Source organism: Bradyrhizobium sp. SOJA106, from assembly GCF_059448745.1.
This window is the reverse complement of the sequence record NZ_CM182549.1, coordinates 5645965-5667202: the sequence shown is the minus strand read 5'-3', so window position 1 is coordinate 5667202 and position 21238 is coordinate 5645965. Positions and strand designations below refer to the sequence as shown.

The following is a 21238-nucleotide window of genomic DNA, read 5'->3' as shown; positions in this document are numbered from 1 at the left end:
GTCTTACTCCGCGGCTTCCGCGTAATCGCTCACCGGCGGGCACGAGCACACGAGGTTGCGGTCGCCGTAGACATTGTCGACCCGGCCCACAGGGCACCAGTATTTGTCGGTGCGCGAGGTGCCCGCGGGGAAGCAGCCCTCGGCGCGAGAGTAGGCGCGCTTCCAATCGTCGTCGGCGATGTCGTGCACCGTGTGCGGGGCGTGGCGCAGCGGCGAGGCCTCGATCTTGAAGCGGCCGGCCTCGACCTCGGCGATCTCTTTCCGGATCGCGATCATGGCATCGCAGAAGCGATCCAGCTCGGCCTTGGATTCCGACTCGGTCGGCTCGATCATCAGCGTGCCCGGCACCGGAAAACTCATGGTCGGGGCATGGAAGCCGTAGTCGATCAGGCGCTTGGCGATGTCGTCCACCGTAACACCAGACGTCGTCTTGAGCGGACGGGGATCGACGATGCACTCATGCGCGACGCGGCCTTTGGCGTTCTTGTAGAGCACCGGGAAGTGCGGATCGAGGCGCGCTGCGATGTAGTTGGCATTGAGGATCGCGATCTCGGTGGCGCGCTTCAAGCCTTCGCCGCCCATCATCAGGATGTAGATGTAGGAGATGGTCAGGATCGAAGCCGAGCCGAACGGCGCGGCCGAGACCGGGCCGACCGGTGCATCTGCCTGCGTCGCAGGATGACCGGGCAGGAACGGCGCGAGATGCGCCTTGACGCCGATCGGGCCCATGCCGGGGCCGCCGCCGCCATGCGGGATGCAGAAGGTCTTGTGCAGATTGAGATGGCTGACATCGGCGCCGTAATCGCCGGGCCTGCTAAGGCCGACCTGCGCATTGAGGTTGGCGCCGTCCAGATAGACCTGGCCGCCATGGCCGTGCACGATGTCGCAGATCTCGCGAATATGCTCCTCGAACACGCCATGGGTCGAGGGATAGGTGATCATGACAGCGGCGAGGTCGCTCGCATGCTTTTCCGCCTTGGCGCGGAGATCGTTGACGTCGACGTCGCCGTTCTTCTCGCAGGCGACCACCACCACGTCCATGCCGACCATCGCGGCCGAGGCGGGGTTGGTGCCGTGCGCGGAGGAGGGGATCAGGCAGATCTTGCGGTGGCTCTCTCCGCGCGCGGCGTGATAGCCGCGGATGGCAAGAAGTCCGGCGTACTCGCCTTGCGCGCCGGAATTCGGCTGCAGCGAGATCGCGTCATAGCCGGTGATGTCGCAGAGCCATTTTTCCAGCCGCGCGAACAGCGTGTGATAGCCGGCCGCCTGCTCGCGCGGCACGAACGGGTGCAGCGAGCCGAACTCCGGCCAGGTCAGCGGCATCATCTCGGTGGTCGCGTTCAGCTTCATCGTGCAGGAGCCGAGCGGGATCATGGCGCGGTCGAGCGCGAGGTCGCGGTCCGAGAGCTTGCGCATGTAGCGCAGCATCTCGGTCTCCGAGCGATGCGCGTGGAAAACGGGATGGGTGAGGAAATCGGTCGTGCGCTTCAGCGCGTCCGGCAGCGCCTCGCGCGTGGTCGCGTCGATCTCGGCATAGGCAAGCTGGCCGCCGAAGGCGCGCCAGACGGCTTCCACCGTCGCAGGCGTCGTGGTCTCGTCGAGCGCGATGCGCAAGCTGGTCTCGCTGACGCCGAGATTGATCTTCTCAGCTGCCGCGCGCGCGATGATCTCGGCGCGCCTGGCGCCGGCATCGACGCTGAGCGTGTCGAAGAAGCTTTCCGATTGCAACGCAAAGCCGAGCTTGCGCAGGCCCGCCGCGAGCACCGCGGCGCGGCGATGCACGGTGCGCGCGATCTGCGTCAGGCCCTCGGGTCCGTGATAGACCGCATACATCGAGGCGATCACGGCGAGCAGCACCTGCGCGGTGCAGATGTTGGAGGTCGCCTTCTCGCGGCGGATGTGCTGCTCGCGCGTCTGCAGCGCAAGGCGATAGGCCGGTGCCCCGCGCGAATCCACGGAGAGGCCGACGATGCGCCCGGGCAGCGAGCGCTTCAGCGCATCGCGCACCGCCATATAGGCCGCGTGCGGGCCGCCATAGCCCATCGGCACGCCAAAACGTTGCGCCGATCCGATTGCGATGTCGGCCCCGAGCTCGCCGGGCGAGGCGAGCAGGGTGAGTGCCAGGAGGTCCGCCGCAACGATCGCGAGCGCGCCCTTGGCCTTCAGCGCCGCGATTGCGGGCCGCAAGTCCCGGACCGCGCCCGAAGAGCCCGGATATTGCAGCAGCGCGCCGAGCACGTCTGATTTGTCGAGATCGGTGAGGGGATCGCCGACGACCAGATTCCAGCCGAGCGGCTCGGCGCGCGTGCGCATCACCGCGAGCGTCTGCGGATGCACGTCCTTGTCGACGAAGAAGGCCTTGGCCTTCACCTGCGAATGCCGCTCGGCGAGCGCCATGGCTTCGGCCGCAGCGGTTGCCTCGTCGAGCAGCGAGGCGTTGGCGACGTCGAGCCCGGTGAGGTCGCAGATCATGGTCTGGAAGTTGAGCAGCGCCTCGAGCCGGCCCTGGCTGATCTCGGGCTGATAGGGCGTGTACGCCGTGTACCAGGCCGGATTCTCCAGGATGTTGCGCTGGATCACCGCGGGCAAAATCGTGCCGGAATAGCCTTGGCCGATCAGCGAGGTGAAGACCTGGTTCTGTCGGCCAAGCTCGGTCATATGCGCGATCGCCTCGGTCTCGCTGAGCGGGATGCCGAGATCGAGCGGGGCGGCCTGCCGGATCGAGGCCGGCAGCGTCTCCGCCATCAGCGCGTCGACGCTTCTAGCCCCGACAGTTTCGAGCATGGCGGTGACATCGTGGGCCGAAGGGCCGATGTGGCGGCGGACGAAGGCGGCGGTGTCGCCGTTGGATTTGCGGTGCGCGGTCATCATGGGTCCTCGCTTTAGATTTCTCTGTCATGCTCCGCCTAGTGCGCAATTGCGCACGGGGGCGGGGCATCCAGTACACGCAGGCGTCACGTCTTGAACCGAGAAGCTGCGGCGTACTGGATCGCCCGCCTTCGCGGGCGATGACACCGAATATGAGCTCAGAGTTCGCTTCATCTCACGCCGTATGGGCCTTGTAGGCGGCTTCATCCATGAGGCCGCCGAGCTCACTCTTGTCGGCAATCTTGATCTTGAAGAACCACGCCTTGCCTTGTGCGTCCGTGTTCACCAGCGCCGGCTCGGCGGCGAGTTCGGGGTTGGTCGCGAGCACTTCGCCCGAGATTGGGGCGTAGACGTCAGAGGCGGCCTTCACGGATTCCACGACGGCGGCGGCTTCGGCCTTCTTCAAGGCGCGGCCGATCTTGGGCAATTCGACGAACACGACGTCGCCGAGCTGCTGCTGCGCATAGTCGGTGATGCCGACGGTGGCGATATCGCCGTCGATGGCGAGCCACTCGTGATCGGAAGTGTACAGCGTCGTGGTCATTGTCGATCCTCAGCGTTTGTAGGTGTTTTTCACGAAGGGCATGGCGGCGACGGTGAGCGGCAAACGTTGCCCGCGCACCTCGGCGAAGATTTTTGTGTCGAGCGCGCTCAGCGCCGTGGGCACATAGCCCATCGCCACCGGCGCATTCAGGCTCGGGCCGAAGCCGCCCGAGGTGACCTTTCCAATGGGCTCGCCGCTTGCGTCATCTGCAAACAGCAGCGCGCCCTCGCGCACCGGCGCGCGGCCCTCGGCCCGCAGGCCGACCCGGCGGCGGGATGCGCCGGTGTCGAAGTGAGCGAGGATCTTTTCAGCGCCGGGAAAGCCGCCGGCGCGCACACCGCCGGTGCGGCGGCTCTTCTGCACCGACCATTCCAGCGCGGCTTCGACCGGTGTGGTCATGGTGTCGATATCGTGACCATAGAGGCAAAGCCCGGCCTCGAGCCGCAGGCTGTCGCGGGCGCCAAGGCCGATTGGCATCACGTCCGGGTTTTCCAGAAGCATCTTGGCGAGGCGTTCGGCGTCAGCAGCGGCGACCGAAATCTCAAAGCCGTCCTCGCCGGTGTAGCCCGAGCGGGAGACGAAACAGGCGAGGCCGGCGACCTCATGCGGGCCGGCATCCATGAACTTCAGGGCAGGAGCCTCTGCACATAATTTCGCCAGCGCGGCCTCAGCCTTCGGGCCCTGGAGCGCGATCAGCGCGCGATCGGCGAGCGAATCGATGATGCAGTCGCCCGAGAGATGCGCGCGCAGATGGGCCTCGTCCGCGTCCTTGCAGGCGGCGTTGACGACCAGGAACAGGTGGTCGCCGAAATTGGCGACCATGAGATCGTCGAGGATGCCGCCATCTTCATTGGTGAACTGGGCGTAGCGTTGCCGGCCGGGCGCGATCGCCACGATGTCCTGCGGCACCAGCCGTTCCAGCGCGCGGGCGGCGTCCTCGATCCTCCCGGATTTCGGCCGGAGCGCGATCTGGCCCATATGAGAGACGTCGAACAGGCCGGCAGATGAACGTGTCTGGAGGTGCTCCTTCAGCACGCCCGCCGGATACTGCACAGGCATGTCATAGCCCGCGAACGGCACCATCTTGCCGCCGAGCGACACATGAAGGTCGTAAAGAGGGGTACGCTTCAGGGAGTTCTTGTCGTCTGGAACAAGCATCACAGGGGCCCTCGGCGGTTCCCCGGGGACGATTCCCCGAGACAAACCAGTCGAAGCCCCATCTGTCGCTGTGCCTGAGAGTATTATCCCGTCGGCGGACGCTATCCGGGCCCTAAGCCCGCCGGCGCCTCTTTCCAGATGTCGTCAAAGCCACGCGGTCCTTTTGCCTGAGAGTTTCCGGGGCGGTTGCTCCTTCGGCGCCGGCAATGAAGCCGGTCTCTCCCGACGTGGCCGTACGATACAGATGGGTAGAGACCACAGGGGAGCCAAGCCTGTCAACGCGCTCCTTTTGGCTTTCAACGGGATTGCGCGCCTGCGGCAACCCACTGATCTCTCTGCACAGTTTCTGGACAGCGAAGCTGGCCTTGTCTAAAAGCGCATTGGCCCGCAGATATCAGCCCAATCGACAGGTTTGGATGGCAAATCGGCGGGTCCAAGCACACCCGATTGGATGAACATGAGCGGCGTCAACGACATCAGGTCGACCTTTCTGAACTTCTTTGCCGAGAACGGCCACGAGATCGTGTCGTCCTCGCCATTGGTGCCGCGCAACGATCCGACGTTGATGTTCACCAATGCCGGCATGGTGCAGTTCAAGAACGTCTTCACCGGCGTGGAGAAGCGGCCCTATCAGCGCGCCACCACGTCGCAGAAATGCGTGCGCGCCGGCGGCAAGCACAACGACCTCGACAATGTCGGCTACACCGCGCGCCATCTCACCTTCTTCGAGATGCTCGGCAACTTCTCCTTCGGCGACTACTTCAAGGAGCGTGCGATCGAGCTCGCCTGGAAGCTCATCACGAAAGATTTCGGGCTGAAGAAGGACAAGCTGCTCGTCACCGTCTATCACACCGACGACGAGGCGCATGGCCTCTGGAAGAAGATCGCCGGCTTCTCCGACGACCGCATCATCCGCATCCCGACCTCCGACAATTTCTGGGCGATGGGCGACACCGGCCCGTGCGGGCCGTGCTCGGAGATTTTTATCGACCGCGGCGATCACATCTGGGGCGGACCTCCGGGCTCGCCGGAAGAGGACGGCGACCGCTTCCTCGAGTTCTGGAACCTGGTGTTCATGCAATATGAGCAGGTGACGAAGGAGGAGCGCGTCGATCTGCCGCGTCCCTCGATTGACACCGGCATGGGCCTCGAGCGCATGGCCTGCATCCTGCAGGGCGTCGACAGCGTGTTCGAGACCGACCTGTTCCGTCATCTGATCGACGCGACCGCGTCCGCGCTCGGCAGCGGACCGACCCAGCAGAACGCCGCCTCGTTCCGCGTCATCGCCGACCATTTGCGTTCCTCGGCTTTCCTGGTCGCGGACGGCGTCCTGCCTTCGAATGAGGGCCGCGGCTACGTGCTGCGCCGGATCATGCGCCGCGCGATGCGCCATGCGCAGCTACTGGGTGCCAAGGAGCCGCTGATGCATCGGCTGGTCTGGGCGCTGGTCCGCGAGATGGGCCAGGCCTATCCCGACCTGATGCGCGCGGAAAACCTGATCGAGGAAACGCTGCGGCTGGAAGAGACCCGCTTCCGCAAGACGCTGTCGCGCGGCTTGGCAATTCTGGACGAGAAGTCGGCGTCCTTGAAGAAGGGCGACATGTTCGACGGCGACGTCGCCTTCACGCTCTACGATACCTACGGCTTCCCGCTCGACCTGACGCAGGACGCGCTGAAGTCGCGCGGCATCGGCGTCGACCAGGCCGCGTTCACCGACGCGATGGAGCGGCAGAAGGCCAAGGCGCGCGAGTCCTGGAAGGGCTCGGGCGAAGCCGCCTCCGAGGCGATCTGGTTCCCGCTGCGCGAGAAGCTCGGGGCGACCGAATTCCTGGGCTATGAGACCGAGAGCGCCGAAGGCGTGGTGTCCGCGCTGGTGAAGGACGGCATGGAGGTCGCCAGCCTCAAGGCCGGCGACACGGGTTCGATCGTGCTGAACCAGACGCCGTTCTATGCGGAGTCCGGCGGCCAGGTCGGCGACACCGGCGTTCTGACCGGCGAGGGCGGCGTCAAATTCCGCGTCACCGACACGCAGAAGAAGCTCGGCGACTTCTTCGTGCATATCGGCACCGTCGAGAGCGGCGAAGTGAAGGTCGGCAGCGCGCTGCAGCTCGAGGTCGATCACGGCAGGCGCTCCTCGATCCGCGCGCATCACTCGGCGACGCACCTCATCCACGAGGCGCTGCGCCAGGTGCTCGGCGACCATATCGCCCAGCGCGGCTCGCTGGTCGCGCCGGACCGCCTGCGTTTCGACTTCGTGCATCCGAAGCCGATCACGGCGGAGGAGCTTGCCCGCGTCGAGGACATCGCCAACGACGTCGTGCTGGAAAATGACGAGGTGACCACCCGCGTGATGGGGGTCGACGAGGCCCGCGAAGCCGGCGCGCGCGCGCTGTTCGGCGAGAAGTACGGCGACGAGGTCCGCGTCGTCTCCATGGGCAGGACCGCGCGCGAGCGCGGCGCCAATGCGCTCGGCTGGTCGGTCGAGCTCTGCGGCGGCACCCATGTCAAGCGCACCGGCGATATCGGCCTGATCACGCTGACCAGCGAGAGCGCGGTCGCCTCCGGCGTCCGCCGCATCGAGGCGCTGACCGGCAATTACGCGCGCAAGCACGCCAACGACACCATGGCGCTGGCGAAGACTGCGGCCAACGAGCTGCGCACCTCGCTCGACGACGTCCCGGCGCGCATCGCCGCGCTGATGGAGGAGCGCAAGAAGCTCGAGCGCGAGCTCTCCGATGCCCGCAAGAAGCTCGCGATGGGCGGCGGCGCCTCGGCCGGCGGCAATGGCGCAGCGGCAAGCGTGCGCGAGGCCGGCGGCGTCAAGCTGATGGCGCGCGCGGTCGAAGGCATCGAGATGAAGGATCTCAAGAGCCTCGCCGACGACGGCAAGAGGCAGATCGGCTCGGGCGTGGTCGCGATCGTCGGCGTCACCGAGGACGGCAAGGCCGGCGTCGTGGTCGGCGTCACCGCCGACCTCACCGCGCGCTTCAACGCCGTGAACCTGGTGCGCGTTGCCTCCGAAGCGCTCGGCGGCAAGGGTGGCGGCGGCCGGCCCGACATGGCGCAGGCCGGCGGCCCCGACGGCGCCAAGGCGACCGAGGCGCTGGCTGCGATCGAAAAAGCCATGGGGGCTGCGTAAAGCACCATGCGCCTCGTTCCGCGAGGACGTGGGCTTTCCGATCCCGACTTGAGGGATCGCCTCTACGAATTGTTGGAGCACGATCCGCTGGCCTATTCGGTCGGATCGCGCTTCATCCAGCTCATCATCGGCGTCATCGTGCTCAACGTCGCCGCGATGATTTTGGCCTCGGTGCCGGAGCTGGACGCCCGGTTCGACACGCTGTTCAGCGCGATCGCCGTCTTCGCCGTGATCGTGTTCGCGCTTGAATATCTGGCGCGGCTCTGGACGGTGGCGGGGCACACCCAGGGCGAGGGCTCGGCGCTCTCCGACCGGCTCTCTTATGCCTTCTCCGCGCTCGGCATCATCGACCTCATGGCGTTCCTGCCGGCTGCGATCGTGCTCGCCACCGGCCGGCACGCGACCCTGGCCGGGCTCGGCGTGCTGCCGTTCTTCAAGCTGATCCGCTACTCGCCGGCGATGCGCTCGCTGCTCGCGGCCGTGCATGCCGAGCGCAGAGCGCTGATCGGCTGCGTCGTCATCCTGTTCGGTGTGGTGCTGACGTTTGCCTCGCTGCTCTATGCCGTCGAGCGCGACGTGCAGCCGGACAAGCTCGGCACCATCCCGCAGGCGATGTGGTGGGCGATCGTGACGCTCGGCACCGTCGGCTATGGCGACGTCGTGCCGGTGACGCCGCTCGGCAAATTCATCTCGGTGTTCGCGATCATCTCGGGCTTTGCCATGATCGCGCTGCCGGTCGCGATCATCTCCTCAGCCTTCGCGGAAGAGGTGAGGCGGCGCGATTTCGTCGTCACCTGGGGCATGCTGGCGCGGGTGCCGCTGTTCTCGCATCTCTCCGCCGCCGAGATCGCCGACATCATGCGCCTGTTGCGGGCGCGCACCATCGAGCAGGGCGAGGTGCTGGTACGCCGCGGCGACGTCGCCTCGTCGATGTATTTCATCACCGCCGGCGAGGTCGAGATATCGCTGCCGAGCCAGCAGGTGCGGCTCGGCGACGGCACCTTCTTCGGCGAGATCGCGCTGCTGCATAAAACCAAACGCAGCGGCACGGTGACGGCGACGCGCAAGACGCGGCTCCTGCTGCTCGACGCCCAGGACTTTCACGCCCTGATCGCGCGCATGCCGACGCTCGCCGCTCACGTCCACGAAACCGCAAAAGCGCGGCTGGAGGAGACCGGCGATCTTGCGGCGGCGGAACTGGCGCAGGCGGAGAAGGAAGGGACGGACCGCTGAGCGGCCAGCCTTTCTTCTTGAAACGTAGCCGGCGTCTCCGCAATGGCTCTCGAAAAAGAAACGGGCCGCGCTTTTGGCGCGGCCCGGGATGATGTCTGGCCCAGTCGGGCGAAATTGCGGATGGCAGCTTACGCCGCCATCGCCTTGACGAGGTTTTCCGCGACCTTGTCCAGGAAGCCGGTGGTCGAGAGCCAGCGCTGGTCGGCGCCGACCAGCAGCGCGAGGTCCTTGGTCATGTAGCCGGCCTCGACGGTGTCGACGCAGACCTTCTCGAGGGTCACCGCGAACTTGGCGAGCTCGGCATTGTTGTCGAGCTTGGCGCGGTGCGACAGGCCGCGGGTCCAGGCGAAGATCGACGCGATCGAGTTGGTCGAGGTCTCCTTGCCCTTCTGGTGCTCGCGGTAATGGCGGGTCACCGTGCCGTGGGCAGCTTCGGCTTCCACGGTCTTGCCGTCCGGGGTGAGCAGCACCGAGGTCATCAGGCCAAGCGAGCCGTAGCCCTGCGCCACCGTGTCCGACTGCACGTCGCCGTCGTAGTTCTTGCAGGCCCAGACATAACCGCCCGACCACTTCAGGGCCGAGGCCACCATGTCGTCAATCAGGCGGTGCTCGTAGGTCAGGCCCTTGGCATCGAACTCCTTCTTGAACTCCTTGTCGAAGATCTCCTGGAAGATGTCCTTGAAGCGGCCGTCATAGACCTTGAGGATCGTGTTCTTGGTCGAGAGGTACACCGGATAGCCGCGCAAGAGGCCGTAGTTGAACGAGGCGCGGGCGAAGTCGATGATGGAGTCGTCGAGATTGTACATCTCCATGGCGACGCCGGCGCCCGGCGCCTTGAACACTTCCTTCTCGATCACGGTGCCGTCCTCGCCGACGAACTTCAGCGAGAGGGTGCCCTTGCCCGGGAATTTGATGTCGGTGGCGCGGTACTGGTCACCATAGGCGTGGCGGCCGATGATGATCGGCTTGGTCCAACCGGGAACGAGGCGCGGCACGTTCTTGCAGATGATCGGCTCGCGGAAGATCACGCCGCCGAGGATGTTGCGGATGGTGCCGTTCGGCGACTTCCACATCTGCTTGAGATTGAACTCCTTCACCCGGGCCTCGTCCGGGGTGATCGTGGCGCACTTGACGCCGACGCCGACCTTCTTGATCGCCTCGGCGGCGTCGATGGTGACCTGATCGTTGGTATGGTCGCGGTACTCCATGCCCAGGTCGAAATACAGCAGCTCGACGTCAAGGAACGGGTTGATCAGCTTGTCCTTGATGTACTGCCAGATGATCCGGGTCATCTCGTCGCCATCGAGTTCGACGACGGGATTGGATACCTTGATTTTTGCCATGATCGGGGAAGCCCTCTTGGGAACGGCGCTAGTGGCGCGCCAACGTGAAGATCCGCCGCCTCTTAGCACCTGATAGCAGCGGGCGAAAGCCAAGGGATTATGCACTTTTAGCTCATCCAGCTTCCACAGATGGGGGACGGGCGGGGTCTACCGGCGGGGGCGGATGAAGTTTCAGGGGAGATTCAAAAGTCGAATCTAACCCCGTTATTTCTCTTGAGAATTTCGTCAGGACAGGCAAACGACAGGCTGACGGCCATGGCCGGCCCTGCGTCCGGCCTTGAATCTATTCCTGAGAGCGCCTTGCCAAGGCCTTGAGAGACAGTGTGAAAGCGAAGCGAGATGTCGGGGACTGACAAGAGCAAGGCGGGCCTGTCCCTCGATGGTCCCATCGTCATCCTGGTCGAGCCGCAGCTCGGCGAGAACATCGGCATGGCCGCGCGCGCCATGGGCAATTTCGCGCTGAGCCGCTTGCGCATCGTCAATCCCAGGGACGGCTGGCCGAATATCGCGGCCCAGCGGGCCGCGGCCGGCGCCGACCATATTCTGGAAAACGTCGAATTGTTCGACACGGTAGAGCAGGCGGTCGCCGACCTCGACCTCTTGTTCGCCACCACGGCTCGCCCCCACGACCAGGCCAAGCCCGTGGTCGGTCCGGAGGCCGCAGCGAGCGAAATCGCCGGGCACGTCGCGACCGGCGGCAGGTGCGGTATCCTGTTCGGCCGGGAGCGCTGGGGGCTGACGAACGAGGAGGTCGGGCTCTCCAACCGCATCATCACCTTCCCGGTCAATCCGGGCTTTGCCTCGCTCAACCTTGCCCAGGCCGTGCTGCTGGTCGGCTATGAATGGTTCAAGCGGGCCACCTCCGGCGCGCTGCCGCATGCCATGCCGGAGCGTTCCGAGCGCGCCTCGCAGCACCAGATCCAGGCCTTCTTCGAGAACCTCGTGCGCGAGCTCGACAAGGTGGAGTTCCTGCGGCCGGCCGAGAAGCGCGACACCATGCTGGTCAACCTGCGCAACATCTTCACCCGGATGGACCCGACCAAGCAGGACATGCACACGCTGCACGGAGTCGTCATGGCGATCGCCGAGGGACGCAAGGGCCCGGCCAAGGGCGGCGTGCTCGACGGCGAGCAGGCGACGCGCCTGCGCGCGCTGCTCGCCGAGCATGGCCAGGCCGGCGGCGCCTCCGACAGCGCCTCGACCGTGCGCGGGCTCGCGCGCCTGCTCCGCCGCAATCCTACCGATGCCGAGCGCCTGCTCTGGCAGGCGCTCACCCGCGACCGCCGCTTCGCCGGCCAGTTCAAGCGCCAGACCCCGGTGGGGCGCCACATTCCGGACTTCGTCTCCTTCCCGCACCGGATCGCGATCGAGCTGGTGAACGCAGGCGAGGGTGAGACCATCGCCTCCGACCGCGCGTCGCGGCGGGCGTGGCTTGAGGCGCGTGACTATCGGGTGCTGGATATCCGAGCCGCTGACGTGGAGCGCGATCTGGAGGCGGAGCTGGTGCGGCTGCAGGGGATAGTGGAGCAGAGCGCGTAGGTCTTGTCGCGCACAGGGCTCATAGGGTGGGCAAAGGCGCGCAGCGCCGGGCCCACCACTTTGTGTGTCGCAGAGATGGCGGGCACGCTCCGCTTTGCCCACCCTACGAGATCACGCCAGGATCACACCGTCTCGAGCTGATCCGCCGCGCGCTTCTTCTTCGCCTTAGGCTGCCCGAGCAGGGGGCCGGCCGTGAGCGCCGCCGTATCGGCCACGCCCGGGTCGCGCGAGATCATCGCCGCGACGATGGCGCCGTCGATGATGAGGCCGAGCTGGTGCGCCAGCACTGCGGGCTCGCTGGAGCCGAGCTCGCCGGCGAGCTTCTCGATGTGGCCGAGCACGATCTTTTTGTGCTTCAGCGCGATGTTGCGGAATTGCTTGGCGTCCTTGTCGTGCTCGCCGACCGCATTGATGAAGGGACAGCCGTAAAAGCGTTCTTCGGCGAACCAGCTCTTCAGCGCCGGAAAGATGCGCGCCAGCTTCGCCTGCGCGTCGCCGCCACCCGCTTCCATGGCGCCGATGAACCATTCGCGCCACTGCTTGCCTTCGCTCTCCAGCACCGCGTTGACCAGATTGGTCTTGGAGCCGAACAGTTTGTACAGCGTGGTCTTGGCGGTGCCGGCTTCCTCGATGATCGCGTCGATGCCGGTGGCGTTGATGCCGTTCTTGCAGAACAGATGCGTTGCGGCGCTGAGCAGGCGCCCACGTGCGGACTCGTCGTCGCCTGCGCCCGAATGCGGCGCGTTTGCAGTCTTCTTCGATGAAGCTTTTGCCATGAGTCCAAACTTACCCGCAGCCGCGCCGCATCAGCAAGCCGCATCTGTTCCGCGCTGAAAAGATTCGCAGAGGCTCGCCCATCTGCATTGCCTTTGAGCAAGCGGGCGCTGGTCAATCGGCAGGCAGCGGCGGCTAAGCGGCTACAATGCTTCGCATTTCGTTTTCGGGCTGCTCTGGCACGCTCCATGCAAGAAAACAGACCGTTCGGTATCCTGCCGATTTTCACTTCTGCCAGGGAGAAGAAGATGACTGCCGTCGTTCAGAAGACCGTGCTGACGGGTTGCCTCGCGCCGATCGACAAGAATGGCCTCGAGCAACTGATCGCCAATGGCAAGGCGAATCCGAAGGTCATCAAGACCTTGAAGTGCAAGACGGTCGCGGAAGGCAAATTCCGCCACGCCAACTACATCCGCAACCTGCCGCCCTACATCGTCGACGAGCCGCCGGGGTTACTCGGCGACGACACCGCGCCCAATCCGTCGGAGGCCTCGCTCGCCGCGCTCGGCTCCTGCCTCGCCGTCGGTCTGCACGCCAATGCCGTGCATCGCGGCTGGACCGTCAACAAGCTCGAGCTCGAGCTCGAAGGCGACCTCAACATCACCGCAGTCTGGGGCACCGGCGACACCTCCGACAAGCCGGTGGGCTTCACCGATGTCCGCGTCAAGGTCGACATGGAATGCGAGGGCATCTCGCCGGACGAGATCAACGCGCTGGTCGGACATGTGAAGAAATGGTCGCCGGTCGCCAACACCTTCACCCGCCCGGTCAATCTCGAGGTCGGCATCTAGCGGCGGACAGGCAGGACAGGGTGCGGGAGACGATCATGGGTTCACTGGCTTTATCGCGGGCCGCCGTTCTGGATCAGCCCGCACCGTCCATCACCGGCGAGGTGGCGCGGATTGCGCGGGAGCGGCTCGCGCCGCTCGCCGCAGGCATCGACGACGGATCGGTCTATCCGTCCGAGGTGCTGCGCGAACTCGGCACGGTGGGCGCCTGGGGCAGCCACGTGCCCCATGAAGGTCCCGCCGATCTGCGCTGCGCCATCCAGGCGATGGCGGCGATCGGCGAGGTCTGCGGCGCCACGGCCTTCATGGCCTGGTGCCAGAACACGCTGGTCTGGTACGCAGCGAACTCGACTAATTTGAAGCTGGCCAAACGCTTCGGCGATGCCTTCTCGACCGGCCGGGTGCTCGGCGGCACCGGGCTGTCCAACCCGATGAAGAGCTTCTTCGGCATCGAGAAACTGAAGCTGAAGGGGAAGAAGGTCGACGGCGGCTACATCGTGCGCGGCGCGTTGCCCTGGGTGTCCAATCTCGGCCCCGACCATTTCTTCGGCACCATCTTCGAATGCGAGGACGATCAGGGCCTCGTGATGTTCCTCGCCGATTGCTCGGACCCCGCGATCACGTTGACGCCATGCAGGCCGTTCCTCGCGATGGACGGCACCGGCACCTATGGCGTGCAGTTCCGAGACGTCTTCGTGCCGGACGAACTGATCCTGGCCGATCCCGCCGAACCCTTCGTCAAGAAGATCCGCGCCGGCTTCATCCTGCTCCAGGCCGGCATGGCACTCGGCGTCATCAGGGACTGCATCAACATCATGGACGAGGTCGATGGTCCCCTCGGCCACGTCAATCGCTACCTGCCGCAGCAGCCCGTCCATTTCCGCGATCTCGCCGCCGAGCTCGAGAGCGAGACCATGGCGCTGGCGCGCGATCCCTACAATGAGGAGGAGACCTACTGGCGCAAAGTGGTCGCGCTGCGCCTGCGCGCCGGCGAAGCCAGTGTCGCGGCGGCCCATGCGGCGATGCTGCATTGTGGCGCGCGCGGCTATCTCAAAAGCCATCGCGCGCAGCGTCGCCTGCGCGAGGCCTATTTCGTTGCGATCGTCACGCCGGCCACCAAGCAGCTGCGCAAGATGCTCGCCGATGCGTGATCTCTACGAGTCCACCCCAAGACGACCCTCGTGACCACCCACCTCAACGGAGAGGCTGCCATGACTGACGTTCTGATCACTGCCGTCGAACTCGCCGATCTCTTGAAGACAGAGCCATGTGTCATCATCGACACCCGCAATCCCGAAGCCTACGCGGCCGGACATCTGCCGAACGCCGTCAACGTGCATGAAATCTTCACCTTCCTCGCGACCTCGACGCCGGATGGCATCGCCGAGCTGAAGACCAAATTCGCCGATGCGTTCGGCGCTGCCGGCCTTTCGGGCAAGGAGACCGCCGTGGTCTACGAGCAGTCGATGAACTCCGGCTTCGGCCAGTCCTGCCGCGGCTATTACCTGCTCACCATGCTCGGCTATCCCAAGGTGAAGGTGCTGCATGGCGGCTTCGACGCCTGGTCGGCGGCGGGCTTGCCGGTGACCAAGGACGTGCCGACGCCAGTGAAGGCTTCGTTCGCGGTCGTGCCTGAAGCCGGTGAGATCCTGATCGACGCCAAGACCATGCTCGCCGCGGTCGGCAAGCCGGGCATCGCGATCCTCGATGTGCGGGACGTCGACGAGTGGATCGGTGACAGCTCCTCCCCGTACGGCAAGGATTTCTGCCCGCGCAAGGGCCGCATTCCGGGCGCGGTGTGGCTGGAATGGTATCGGATGATGAAGCCGACAGCCGAAGGCCCGCGCTTCAAGTCCAAGGACGAGATTCTGGCCGAATGCGCCACGGTCGGCATCTCGCAGACCACGCCGGTCTATCTCTACTGCTTCAAGGGCGCGCGCGCCTCGAACACGTTCCTCGCGCTGAAGAACGCCGGCGTGAAGGACGTGCGGATGTATTTCGGCTCCTGGAATGAATGGTCGCGCGATCCCTCGCTGCCAATCGAGCAGGGGCTGCCGATGGCAGGTGTGACGACCAAGGCGGCTTGAGCGCGCGCCTCGTCCTTCGAGACGACCGCTTCGCGGTCTCCTCAGGATGAGGCTAAGCGGCATCGGTGCCTGTTGAAACTGCTGCCGCGCACTCCGCCCTCATCCTGAGGAGCCCGCCTAAAGCGGGCGTCTCGAAGGATGGGCCGCTTGGGGACGAGGCGCGATTCCTAGCGCCTTGATCCGCGAGGCCAGCGTGGTCGGCTTGATGTCGAGCATCTCGGCAGCGCCGCCGGGGCCAAAGACTTTTCCGGCGCAGGCCTCGAGCGCGGCCAGAATGTTGGCGCGCTCGTGGTCGCGCATCTCCGACGATGTCATGACGGCGGGGCGCGCGTCGGCCTTCTGGCGGGTGGCTCCGGCCGGAGCTTGTGCGCCTAATGTATCCGGCAGATCGATGCGCAAGCGGCCATTCTGCGACAGGATCGCGGCGCGCTCGATCACGTTCTGCAGTTCGCGGACGTTGCCGGGCCAGTCATAGCGGGTCAGCCGCCGCGCATCGCCTTCCGACAGGCGCAGGTTGGACTTCAGCGCCTTGCTTTCGCGTGTCAAAAAATGCTGAGCGAGCAGCGGGATGTCTTCGCGCCGTTCGCGCAAGGGCACCGTCTCGATCGGGAATACGTTGAGGCGGAAATAGAGGTCTTCGCGAAAGCGGCCGCGCTGGACCTCCTGCTTGAGATCGCGATTGGTCGCGGCGATGACGCGAACGTCGACCGCGCGGGTGCGCGCCTCGCCGACGCGCTCGAAATGGCCTTCCTGCAGCACGCGCAGCAGCTTGCCTTGTAATTCGAGCGGAATCTCGCCGACCTCGTCGAGAAACAGCGTGCCGCCGTCGGCGAGCTCGAAGCGGCCGATGCGGTCGCGCGTTGCGCCAGTGAAGGCGCCGCGGACATGGCCGAAGAACTCGCTCTCGAACAATTCGCGCGGGATCGCGGCGCAGTTGACGCGGATCAGCGGGCGGTCGCTGCGGGTGGAGTCCTCGTGGATGGCGCGCGCGATCAGCTCCTTGCCGGTGCCGGATTCGCCGGTGATCATCACCGCGGCGGTGGTCGGCGCCACCAGCTTGACCTGGCGCAGCGTCTTCTGGATCGCCTCGCTGCCGCCGATGATGCCGCGCGGATTGGTCTCGATGCGGATTTCCTCCTGGAGGTAGGCGTTCTCCAGCTCCAGCCGCTCGCGCAGACGGTCGACCTCGGCCAGCGCTGCGTGCAGCTTCTCGTCGGCCTCGCGGCGCTGGCTGACGTCGCGAAACACCACGACCGCGCCGACCACGACGCCGCGATCGCGGATCGGTGTCGAGGTGTATTCGACCCAGGCCGGCGAGCCGTCCTTGCGCCAGAACACCTCGCCATCGACCTGATGCACGGCGCCGTCTCGGAACGCCGCATAGATCGGGCAATCATGATTGTGATAGTGCCGGCCGTCGTGGTGGGTGTGGTGGACGATCGGGTGGATCTCCTTGCCGACCAGCTCTTCGGCGGTCCAACCCAGCATCCGTTCGGCCGCGGGATTGACGAAGGTGGTCTTGCCTTCCGCGTTCACGCCATAGATGCCTTCGCCGGCCGCGCGCAGGATCAGCTGGTTCTCGCGCTCTATGTCCTGGAACACGCGCTCGACCCGCTGCCAGGTCGAGATGCCGCCGCGCATATGGTCTTCGGCGGCGGCATCGACATTGCGCCGGCGGCGCGCTTCGAGATCGGTCAGCGTCAGCAGCAGCAGCGTGCGGCCGCCATGCGGAAGCAGGCAGCCGGCATATTCGAGCCGGAGATCTTGTCCGGTCGCGTGGCGGGGATTGAGCGCCGTGGTCCAATAGGCGCCCTTGTGCAGTACGGCCTGGGTGAAGACGGTGAGGGCGGCAAGCTCACCGGCGTGAAGCGTGCTGGCCCTCGTCTGCCGCAGCAGGGCGCGGTCGTAGCCGAGCAGGGCGCAGGCGGCGGGATTGGCATCGACGATCTGGTCGCCGAAAGGATCGACCAGCAGCGTCGCCTCGACGGAGGATTCGAAAGCTGCGATGCGCGGGTCGATGACAGGAGCCACATCGTCGTGGACGGAGATTGGCGTCGTTGCCATTGCGAAATCTCGTAATTGAACTACGAAATCTCGTTTATCACGAGTTTTCGTAGCGGCCAAGCGCGGGCGAAAGTGCTGCGTCGTCAAGGCACTGGACGCCCGAAGGGGCATGGCATGCTCCTTGCGTAATTGCTCCTCGCAATAACGCGCAGGAGGGCCGATGTCCACGTTCGACAATCCGTTTGATCCCGATCGCAAGCTTCGAGCCGGCTGTGGCTGCGGCCAGCATCGTTCCGCGGCTGAGCACGAGCAGGCGACGTCGCTGCATTGCGAACCGCTCGCGAGCGCGGAGAAGCGTTACGAGGGCGTGGTCGCCTCCGCCGTGATGCGCGCGATGTTTCCGCAGGACGTGGCGCGGCGTGCCTTCCTGAAGTCGGTCGGCGCGTCGACTGCGCTCGCGGCACTGTCGCAGTTCTTCCCGCTGAAGACGGCGACCGAGGTGTTCGCGCAAGCCGGCGCGCCCGAGAAGAAGGACCTCAAGGTCGGCTTCATCCCGATCACCTGCGCGACGCCAATCATCATGGCGGCGCCGATGGGGTTCTATGCCAAGCACGGTCTCAATGTCGAGGTGGTCAAGACCGCCGGCTGGGCCGTGATCCGCGACAAGACCATCAACAAGGAATACGACGCCGCGCACATGCTGGCGCCGATGCCGATCGCGATCTCGCTGGGGCTCGGTGCCAACGCGATTCCGTTCGCCGTGCCGGCGATCGAGAACATCAACGGGCAGGGCATCGTGCTGGCGACCAAGCACAAGGACAAACGCAATCCTGCGGACTGGAAGGGCCTGAAATTCGCGATTCCGTTCGACTATTCCATGCATAATTACCTGCTGCGCTATTACCTCGCCGAGCACGGGCTCGACCCTGACACCGACGTGCAGCTGCGCTCGGTGCCGCCGCCGGAGATGGTCGCCAATTTGCGCGCCGACAATATCGACGGCTTCCTTGCGCCGGACAATATCTGCCAGCGCGCGATCTATGACGGCGTCGGCTTCATGCATCTGCTGTCGAAGGAGATCTGGGACGGCCATCCCTGTTGCAGCTTCGCCGCCAGCAAGGAGTTCATCACGTCAGCGCCGAACAGCTTTGCGGCGCTGACGCGCGCCATCGTCGATGCCACGGCCTATGCGTCGAAGGCGGAGAACCGCAAGCAGATTGCGGAAGCGATCGCGCCCGCCAACTACATCAACGCGCCGGTCACCGTGCTGGAGCAGGTCTTGACCGGCACCTACGCCGACGGCCTCGGCGGGGTGAAGACCGATGCCAAGCGCGTCGATTTCGATCCGTTCCCCTGGCAATCCTTTGCGGTGTGGATGCTGACGCAGATGAAGCGCTGGGGCCAGATCAAGCGCCATGTCGACTACAAGGCGGTCGCCGAGCAGGTGTATCTCGCCACCGACACCAAGAAGCTGATGACCGAGATGGGCCTGTCGCCGCCGGCAACCGCCTACAAATCGTTCGCCGTGATGGGGAAGACGTTCGACCCGCAAAAGCCTGAGGATTACGTCGCGAGCTTCAAGATCAGGAGGGCGTCCTGATGTCCGCCGCTCTCGTGTCCCGGGCGCGGCGCAGCGCGAAGCGGTGCGACGCAGAGCCGGGACCCATGCGGCGCGACTGGGTCCCGGCTCTGCGAAGCAGCACACCGGACGATGCTGCGCATCGCCGGGAGTGCTGCATCGCGTCCGGGACACGCGTGGCGGAGGTTGCGTCATGACGTCTTCCCTCCGTCTCCGCGCCAGCCTCGTCTCCATCGTCTTGCTCGCTGCCTTCCTCGGCATCTGGCATCTGGCTACGCGCTCCACCGCGCCGGTCGCGACGATGAGCCCGGAATACGCCAAGCTGATGGGCCTGACGGCAACGCAGGGCAAATCCGCGATGCCCGGGCCGCTCGATGTCGGCGCCAAGCTCTGGGAGCATCTAAAGCGGCCGTTCTACGACAACGGCCCCAACGACAAGGGGCTCGGCATCCAGCTCGCCTATTCGATCGCGCGCGTCGGCACCGGCTATCTGCTCGCCGTGCTCGTCGCCATTCCGCTCGGATTCCTGATCGGCATGTCGCCGCTGCTGAGCAAGGCGCTCGATCCCTTCATCCAGGTGCTGAAGCCGATCTCGCCGCTGGCCTGGATGCCGCTGGCGCTCTACACCATCAAGGACTCTTCGGCCTCCGCGATCTTCGTGATCTTCATCTGCTCGATCTGGCCGATGCTGCTCAACACCGTGTTCGGCGTCGCGAGCGTGCGCAAGGAATGGATCAACGTGGCGCGCACGCTGGAGGTCGGCACCGTCAGGCGCGCCTTCACCGTCATCCTCCCCGCGGCGGCACCGACGATCCTGACCGGCATGCGCATCTCGATCGGCATCGCCTGGCTCGTCATCGTCGCGGCCGAGATGCTCGTCGGCGGCACCGGCATCGGCTACTTCGTCTGGAACGAGTGGAATAACCTCTCGATCGCCAACGTCATCATCGCCATCCTCCTGATCGGCATCGTCGGCATGCTGCTCGACCAGATCCTGGCGCGCTTCACGCGCATGGTCACGTTTCCGGAGTAGGGCTGTGGGTTCAATGACCATCACTCCCGTGTCCCGGGCGCACTGCAGCGCGCAGAGTTGCAGTGTTGAACCGGGACCCATTGTGGCGACATGGGTCCCGCATCTGCGGCGCACCGCTGCACGCTGCACCGCGTGCGGGACACCAGACCTGACATGACCGACAAATTCATCTCCATCGAAGGCATTGCCAAGCGCTATCCGGGCGCGGGCGGCGCGACGACGACGATATTCGAGAATCTCTGGCTGTCGATGGCCCGCGGCGAGTTCTGCTGCGTGATCGGCCATTCCGGCTGCGGCAAGACCACGGTGCTCAACATTCTCGCCGGCCTCGATGCGCCGAGCGAGGGCGCCGTCATCGTTGACGGGCAGGCGATCGCGGGCACCAGCCTCGACCGTGCCGTGATCTTCCAGAGCCACGCGCTGCTGCCCTGGCGCACCGTGCTCGGCAACGTCGCCTATGCCGTGAGCTCGAAATGGCGGAGCTGGGATCGGGCGAAGGTGAGGGCGCATGCGCAGACTTTCATTGACCTCGTCGGCCTCTCCGGCTCCGAGCACAAGCGTCCCTCCGAGCTGTCAGGCGGCATGAAGCAGCGCGTCGGCATCGCGCGGGCGCTGTCGATCACGCCGAAGATGATGCTAATGGACGAGCCGTTCTCGGCGCTGGACGCGCTGACGCGCGGCACGCTCCAGGACGAGGTGCGGCGGATTTGTCTCGAAACCGGGCAGACCGCGTTCATGATCACCCATGACGTCGATGAGGCCATTTATCTCGCCGACAAGATCTTCCTGATGACCAACGGCCCGGGCGCGGTGCTGGCCGAGGTCGTCGAGAACCCGCTGCCCAGGGATCGCGGCCGTACCGACCTGCACCGCCATCCGCTCTACTACGCGCTGCGCAACCACATCATCGATTTCCTGGTGACGCGCAGCAAGAGTTTTGCCGCCGAGACGCCCGATCACGATCCGCGCAACGTGCCCGTGGTCCACATCGGCAAGCCCGGGCTGACGATCGCATCAGATGCGAAGCTGGAGCCGCCTGGAGAGACGTCATGGCCTGGCTTGTCCCGGCCATCCACGTCTTCTTGAACCACGGCCAAGAACGTGGATGCCCGGGACATTCTATTTGAAGAGGCGCTTTGCGCTTTTGCC

15 protein-coding genes and 1 riboswitch are annotated in these 21238 nt (G+C 65.4%); of the genes, 9 read left to right on the top strand and 6 right to left on the bottom strand.

The window, feature by feature from the left end:
• Window positions 1–3: 3 nt before the first annotated feature.
• The 3 genes from gcvP to gcvT form a co-directional block, all read right to left on the bottom strand.
• The gene (gene gcvP, locus AC5V87_RS26715) at window positions 4–2868 is read right to left on the bottom strand and encodes an aminomethyl-transferring glycine dehydrogenase (RefSeq protein WP_495371946.1); all 2865 of its coding nucleotides are present in this window, start codon (window positions 2866–2868) and stop codon (window positions 4–6) included.
• A gap of 175 nt (window positions 2869–3043) precedes the next feature.
• On the bottom strand, window positions 3044–3412 hold the full coding sequence (gcvH, locus tag AC5V87_RS26710; protein ID WP_456837612.1) for a glycine cleavage system protein GcvH: 369 nt from the start codon (window positions 3410–3412) through the stop codon (window positions 3044–3046).
• A 9-nt stretch (window positions 3413–3421) separates the two neighbouring features.
• Window positions 3422–4570 (bottom strand): glycine cleavage system aminomethyltransferase GcvT, encoded by a 1149-nt coding sequence (gene gcvT / locus AC5V87_RS26705; protein ID WP_495368197.1) that lies wholly within the window; start codon window positions 4568–4570, stop codon window positions 3422–3424.
• 146 nt (window positions 4571–4716) lie between these two features.
• Window positions 4717–4805: riboswitch (glycine riboswitch) on the bottom strand.
• A 222-nt stretch (window positions 4806–5027) separates the two neighbouring features.
• Between gcvT and alaS the strand changes: the two genes are divergently transcribed.
• Together alaS and AC5V87_RS26695 are read left to right on the top strand one after the other, a co-directional pair.
• Window positions 5028–7709 (top strand): alanine--tRNA ligase, encoded by a 2682-nt coding sequence (gene alaS / locus AC5V87_RS26700; protein ID WP_495368196.1) that lies wholly within the window; start codon window positions 5028–5030, stop codon window positions 7707–7709.
• A gap of 6 nt (window positions 7710–7715) precedes the next feature.
• A complete protein-coding gene (locus tag AC5V87_RS26695) occupies window positions 7716–8942 on the top strand; it encodes a cyclic nucleotide-gated ion channel (RefSeq protein WP_495368195.1) in 1227 nt (408 codons plus the stop codon).
• A gap of 128 nt (window positions 8943–9070) precedes the next feature.
• Here AC5V87_RS26695 and AC5V87_RS26690 read toward each other — a convergent pair whose 3' ends face one another.
• On the bottom strand, window positions 9071–10285 hold the full coding sequence (locus AC5V87_RS26690) for an NADP-dependent isocitrate dehydrogenase (protein WP_495368194.1): 1215 nt from the start codon (window positions 10283–10285) through the stop codon (window positions 9071–9073).
• Between the two features lie 339 nt (window positions 10286–10624).
• On the opposite strand from AC5V87_RS26690, the gene AC5V87_RS26685 reads away from it, so the two are divergent.
• Window positions 10625–11824 (top strand): TrmJ/YjtD family RNA methyltransferase, encoded by a 1200-nt coding sequence (locus AC5V87_RS26685; protein WP_495368193.1) that lies wholly within the window; start codon window positions 10625–10627, stop codon window positions 11822–11824.
• 122 nt (window positions 11825–11946) lie between these two features.
• Here the strand turns inward: AC5V87_RS26685 and AC5V87_RS26680 are convergent, their stop codons facing one another.
• Window positions 11947–12600, bottom strand: coding sequence for a TetR/AcrR family transcriptional regulator (locus AC5V87_RS26680; protein WP_456837618.1), 654 nt, complete (start codon window positions 12598–12600; stop codon window positions 11947–11949).
• A gap of 246 nt (window positions 12601–12846) precedes the next feature.
• Here AC5V87_RS26680 and AC5V87_RS26675 point away from each other — a divergent pair, with 246 nt between their 5' ends.
• From AC5V87_RS26675 to AC5V87_RS26665, 3 genes are read left to right on the top strand one after another with little or no spacing between them, the layout of a single operon-like run.
• Complete coding sequence (locus AC5V87_RS26675) at window positions 12847–13389, top strand: OsmC family protein (RefSeq protein WP_456837619.1); 543 nt, start codon at window positions 12847–12849, stop codon at window positions 13387–13389.
• 35 nt (window positions 13390–13424) lie between these two features.
• Window positions 13425–14537 carry an acyl-CoA dehydrogenase family protein gene (locus tag AC5V87_RS26670; protein WP_495368192.1) on the top strand — a complete coding sequence of 371 codons (1113 nt, stop codon included), beginning with the start codon at window positions 13425–13427 and terminating at the stop codon, window positions 14535–14537.
• A gap of 60 nt (window positions 14538–14597) precedes the next feature.
• Window positions 14598–15473, top strand: coding sequence for a sulfurtransferase (locus tag AC5V87_RS26665; protein WP_495368191.1), 876 nt, complete (start codon window positions 14598–14600; stop codon window positions 15471–15473).
• A 117-nt stretch (window positions 15474–15590) separates the two neighbouring features.
• Here AC5V87_RS26665 and AC5V87_RS26660 read toward each other — a convergent pair whose 3' ends face one another.
• Window positions 15591–17537, bottom strand: coding sequence for a sigma-54 interaction domain-containing protein (locus tag AC5V87_RS26660; RefSeq protein ID WP_495368190.1), 1947 nt, complete (start codon window positions 17535–17537; stop codon window positions 15591–15593).
• A gap of 160 nt (window positions 17538–17697) precedes the next feature.
• Here AC5V87_RS26660 and AC5V87_RS26655 point away from each other — a divergent pair, with 160 nt between their 5' ends.
• From AC5V87_RS26655 to AC5V87_RS26645, 3 genes are all read left to right on the top strand, one after another.
• Window positions 17698–19077 (top strand): CmpA/NrtA family ABC transporter substrate-binding protein, encoded by a 1380-nt coding sequence (locus AC5V87_RS26655; protein ID WP_495368189.1) that lies wholly within the window; start codon window positions 17698–17700, stop codon window positions 19075–19077.
• A gap of 172 nt (window positions 19078–19249) precedes the next feature.
• Window positions 19250–20089 carry a nitrate ABC transporter permease gene (ntrB, locus tag AC5V87_RS26650; protein WP_495368188.1) on the top strand — a complete coding sequence of 280 codons (840 nt, stop codon included), beginning with the start codon at window positions 19250–19252 and terminating at the stop codon, window positions 20087–20089.
• A 153-nt stretch (window positions 20090–20242) separates the two neighbouring features.
• Entirely contained in the window at window positions 20243–21175 is a 933-nt protein-coding gene (locus tag AC5V87_RS26645) for an ABC transporter ATP-binding protein (RefSeq protein ID WP_495368187.1), read from the top strand.
• The last annotated feature ends 63 nt before the right edge of the window (window positions 21176–21238 follow it).